This is a genomic window from Streptomyces sp. UH6, from assembly GCF_013421635.1.
GTDB lineage: Bacteria > Actinomycetota > Actinomycetes > Streptomycetales > Streptomycetaceae > Streptomyces > Streptomyces abyssomicinicus.
In genome coordinates, this window is the sequence record NZ_JACADT010001097.1 from 1 (window position 1) to 1,784 (window position 1,784).

The 1,784-nt window shown below is 70.9% G+C and carries 1 protein-coding gene; it reads right to left on the reverse strand.

What is annotated here, in order from left to right:
• Window positions 1–45: 45 nt before the first annotated feature.
• Window positions 46–1,784: hypothetical protein (locus HW445_RS29600; RefSeq protein WP_218957504.1), on the reverse strand; the 1,739-nt coding region annotated here is incomplete at its 5' end.

The following is a 1,784-nucleotide window of genomic DNA, read 5'->3' on the forward strand; positions in this document are numbered from 1 at the left end:
GCCGCACGCCGCACGCCGCACGCCGCACGCCGCCGGGAAGTGTTCCTACGGGTTCTTCGCCATGGCCAGTACCGGGGCGAACTGGTCGCCGAGACGGCGGAACTCGTCCGGGATCCGCGCGAGCGAGTCCTGGAGGGCCTGCGCCAGCTCCGTCTCCTCCCTGCTCCTCTGCCCCGGCGGGTTGGCCAGGCGGGCCGCGAGGACCTCCAGCTGTTCGGCGATGCGGTGCAGCTCGCCGGCGATGCGCCCGGCCGCCTCGACGGCCCTGTCGTGCTCGTCGGTCCACATCCCGGTGTCCGACTTCTCCGCCTGCCTGAGAAGGTCGATTCCCTGCTGGACCTGCTCGCGCCCCCCGTTCACCTGCTTCTGGAGCTCGTGGAGTCGTTCCACCAGCTTGGTCAGCTTCACGTCCTCCCGGCCCGCGTACTGGTCGGTGATCCGGTACGGGACGCCGAAGTTCTGCGCGATGTCCATGACTTCGTGCAGCGTGTGGTAGGCGAACGGGGTCGTGTGGTCGAAGTCCAGCCGCCAGAAGGCGAAGATGCCCCAGGCCACCGCGGCGATCTCCTGCTGTGTCCCGCCCGAGGCCCGGGCGAGGTTGAACATGCGGGCGGCCGTGTAGGACTGGCCCGCCCAGACCGGCGCCTTGTGGGCGCGTGCGAGCTTCGTGGTGTCGGAGTTCTCGTTCCTCGTGGACGGGTGCTCCTTGCCCCCCTGCCACTTCCGCGGGTTCTGGCCCCGGTCCTGAGCCTGCTGGTTCCGCACCCCGGTCGCGGGGTCGATGCCCGACGTGCTCCAGGTGTCGTTCACGCCGATGTCGGGCAGCAGGTCCGTGCCCATGGTCGGCGGGAAATGCCTGGCCGGTCCGAAGTACTCCATCAGGTCGTGGAGCACCATGATCTTGTCCCGGAACGGGAAGCTCTCCGGGCTGCGCAGCACCGCCTGGATCCCGCCGCCCACCCCGGGGAGGGCGGTCGCCAGGTGTGCGAGCGCCTCGCCGGGACGGAACTTGCTGCGCGGGTCGTGCGCCGGGTTGAAGTACGTGAGGTAGGCGCCGAAGGGCTGGCCGGCCTTGGCCGCGCCTCCTGCCGCGAGTTCGTGGGCCACCCCGTGGACGAGTTCGTACTCCATGGCCTGCCGCCGGTCGGGCGTCATCCCCGCCTTGACCGCCTCGGTCCGGCCGTTGATGCGCAGCAGCAGGGAGTTGAGGAGGACGTCGACGTCCCGGCTGACCTTGATCTCGGCCGCCGCCGCCTTCTCCTTCCTGCGGTTGTCCTTCGCCTCGACCCAGCCCATCAGCCCGCGCGCCAGCTCGGCGTAGTCGTTGACCTGGACGTCGCGGTTCTTCGCGCCGAACTCCGGGTGCTTGCCGATGTCGGCGTCCAGCACCTTGTGGAGGCCCTTCTCGCCGACCGGTGACACGATCAGCTTGCGCAGCTGTCCGAGGATCCGGGTCTCCGCGCCCTGGATCTGCTTCCACTCGTCCTCGGAGAGCTCACCGTTCTGCTTCGCCGCGCCGATCCCGGCGACGATCTCGTGCACCTTCGCGTCGAGCTTCGCCCGCTGCTCCGAGGGGGACTGGCTCTCGCTCTCCTTCCGGTACTCCTCGGAGATCTTCCGGCCGTCGACGGTGAGCGCCCGCTGCACGGGGCCGGCCCCCCGCTGCGCGGCGGGCCGCTCGGCCGGAAGGTGACCGCAGTCCGCACCGTGCCGGTGCTCCTCGGGCCGGGCCCCGGCACGGCCCGATCGGCCGAGCATCTGGACCACGGCGGCGTTGCCCGCGG